Raw genomic sequence first — 2,556 nt, forward strand, 5'->3', positions numbered from 1 at the left:
GCAGGTTCTGCGTGCCGCCGGCGCCGGGCATGATGCCGAGCGTGACCTCGGTCAACGCGAAGCGCGCATTGGTCGAGGCGTAGATGAAATCGGCCGCCGCGGCGATCTCGCAGCCGCCGCCATAGGCCGCGCCGTTGACCGCCGCGATCACCGGGACCGGACAGGCGAGGATCGCCCGCAGCATGCGCTCGAACACCAGATGCTGGGCGACCCAGGCCTCGTCCGTCATGCCGTTGCGCTGCTTGAGGTCGCCGCCGGCGCAGAACGCCTTGTCGCCGCTGCCGGTCAGGATCACGACCCGCAGGCCTTCGAGATCGATGGTGAGGCCCTCGAACAGCTCCATGAGGTCGAGGCCCATCTGGGTGTTCATGGCATTCGACGCGCGCGGCCGGTTCAAGGTGACCAGCAGGACACGGTTCTCCCTGCGCTCGACGGCGACCGTCTCGAAGTCATTTCGCATGATCCGGCTCCCTGAACATGGCGACACGGGACACGGCATCGCGATGCGCGGAGCCCCTCGCCTGCTCAAACCCTGATCGCGCTGACTTATTCGAGCGTGCCGGCATCTGCGCCGGCCTCGTCCATCGGAGTTCCATCCCGCATATCGTGTCGTTGGCGTCGAAAGCTCAGCTAAGCGGATCGGACGGCGCCTGTAAATGCCGATGGCCGACGGGCAATGCATTGAGCCATGCAACGGCCTGGCGTCGCCGACGGCGACCGGGCTCGCCGCTCGATTATGACATCTGAAATACGAGCGCCCGGCCTTCGACATCGTCGCGTAACCGCGGCCACCCACCCTGCTTGGCGACTACTGGCTTGGGCAGATGTGGAGCAGCAAATGGACGTGCCGAACGGGTCGATGAAGGTGGATGACGAGCTTGCACGGCTGATCCTGACGCCACGCGCCTACGCCGAGCGAACGGCGCTCTACCATGGTTTCTGCTGGCTGCGCGCGAACAATCCGGTCGGCCGCGTCGAGGTCGAGGGCTACGATCCGTTCTGGGCTGTCACCAAGCATGCGGACATCCTCGCGGTGAGCCGCCAGAACGACCTGTTCCACAGTGCCGACAACCCGACGGTTCTGCGGCCGCGGGCAGCGGAGGATCTCGTCCGCTCGATGCAGGGTGGCTATCCGCATCTGTTGCGCATCATGGTCAACATGGACGCCCCGGAGCACATGAAATACCGGCGCATCACCCAGGGCTGGCTGATGCCGCAGAAGCTGCAGTCACTGGAGAGCCGCATCCGCATGATCGCTCGCGAAGCCGTCGATCGCATGGCCTCGCATGGCGGCGAATGCGATTTCGCGCGGGACGTGGCGCTCCACTATCCGCTGCGCGTGGTCATGGAAATCCTGGGCGTTCCGGAACAGGACGAGCCGCGGATGCTCAAGCTCACCCAGGAGATATTCGGCTCGGACGACGAGGATCTCCGCCGCGACGCCCGAGCGGCGGGCGACCCGATTGCGGAGACGAACTCGCTGCTGGAAGTGATCGCCGACTTCGAGGAATACTTCGCCCGGCTCACCGCAACGCGCCGCGCCGACCCGCGCGACGATATCGCCACCATCATCGCCCATGCCGAGATCGAGGGCGCCCCGATCGCGCAGCGGGAAGCCACGAGCTATTACATCCTGATCGCAACCGCCGGCCATGACACGACATCGTCCTCGACGTCAGGCGCAATATGGGCGCTCTGCGAGCATCCGGACGAATTCCGCAAGGTCAAGGCCGACCGCTCGCTCATTTCCAAGCTGATCGAGGAGGCGGTGCGCTACACCGTGCCCGTCGGTCACTTCATGCGCACGGCGACCGAAGATACCGAGCTTCGCGGCCAGGCGATCGCAAAGGGTGACCGCCTGATGCTGTGCTATCCGTCGGGCAATCGCGACGAAGAAGTCTTCGACGCGCCGGACCTGTTCCGTGTCGACCGGGATGCGACCCGACATGTCGGCTTCGGCCACGGCGTCCATGTCTGCCTCGGCCAGCACCTCGCACGGCTGGAGATGCGCATCTTCTTCGAGGAGCTGTTCGAACGACTGGAATCGATCGAGCTCGCGGGCGAGCCGCGCCGGTCGGCCTCGACCTTCGTCGGCGGACCGAAAACCGTGCCGGTGCGTTTCAGAATGAGCTGAGCGGGCGGCCACCCAAGCCACTCACTGTGCCGCCTTCGCCCAGTTCTGGTACATCGAAAGCAACGCGACGATGTCCCGGCCGCGAAAGCCTTCGGCCAGCGCCAGCGCGTAGAGCTCGCGCGTCGCGGAGGCCGAGGGCGTCGGCATGTGCGTCATCCGCCCAAGCTCGACCCCGAGCGCGAGATCCTTCTCGCCGAGCTCCATCCGGAATCCCGGTGCGAAATCGCCCTTCAGCGCGTTGGGAAACCGCTTGGTGAAGTGGTGGGAGCGGCCGCCGCTGACGGAGAGCACCTCGTAGAGCTTCTCCGACTCGACACCGGCGGCAACGCCGAGCGCGAACGCTTCGGCGGCCACGAGTACGTTGCCCATCGACATCATGTTGTTGACGATCTTGACGACCTTCGCAGTCCCGACCGGCCCGG

The 2,556-nt window shown here is 65.6% G+C and carries 3 protein-coding genes; 1 reads left to right on the forward strand and 2 read right to left on the reverse strand.

Translation table 11 applies throughout. The features are described from left to right. Nucleotides 1-460: enoyl-CoA hydratase/isomerase family protein (locus JOY90_RS10140; protein ID WP_291690999.1), on the reverse strand; the 460-nt coding region annotated here is incomplete at its 3' end. A gap of 378 nt (nucleotides 461-838) precedes the next feature. Here JOY90_RS10140 and JOY90_RS10145 point away from each other — a divergent pair. Then, nucleotides 839-2,134: a cytochrome P450 gene (locus JOY90_RS10145; RefSeq protein WP_291691000.1), complete on the forward strand. Its 1,296-nt coding sequence runs from the start codon at nucleotides 839-841 to the stop codon at nucleotides 2,132-2,134. Nucleotides 2,135-2,155: 21 nt separating this feature from the next. Here the strand turns inward: JOY90_RS10145 and JOY90_RS10150 are convergent. Further along, a partial coding sequence (locus JOY90_RS10150) for an NAD-binding protein (protein ID WP_291691001.1) occupies nucleotides 2,156-2,556 on the reverse strand: 401 nt, incomplete at its 5' end.

It is taken from the genome of Bradyrhizobium sp. (assembly GCF_019242285.1).
In the GTDB taxonomy this organism is placed as follows: domain Bacteria; phylum Pseudomonadota; class Alphaproteobacteria; order Rhizobiales; family Xanthobacteraceae; genus Bradyrhizobium.